Below are 322 nucleotides of genomic sequence, written 5' to 3' on the forward strand. Positions count from 1 at the left end.
GCTGGATCACCTCCTTTCTAAGGATAATTACGGAAATCAGACTTTTAAGTCTGATAGGGATTAACATTGACATATTGTATTCAGTTTTGAATGTTTATATTTGACCTTTGGTCATTAGTAAATATTCAAAATTAAAATGGGCCTATAGCTCAGCTGGTTAGAGCGCACGCCTGATAAGCGTGAGGTCGATGGTTCGAGTCCATTTAGGCCCACCATTTTAATTATTGTACTTTGAAAACTAGATAAAGTAAGAAGAAATAAAAGATTTTACCAAGCAAAACCGAGTGAGTTCATTTTTGAATTCTTAAAAAAATCGCGCGTC

At 35.1% G+C, this 322-nt stretch carries 1 tRNA gene; it reads left to right on the forward strand.

The features are described 5' to 3' along the window. Positions 1-138: 138 nt before the first annotated feature. Positions 139-215, forward strand: a tRNA-Ile gene (locus BFS35_RS13730). Positions 216-322 lie beyond the last annotated feature (107 nt).

Source organism: Macrococcoides goetzii (assembly GCF_002742385.2).
In the GTDB taxonomy this organism is placed as follows: Bacteria; Bacillota; Bacilli; order Staphylococcales; family Staphylococcaceae; genus Macrococcoides; species Macrococcoides goetzii.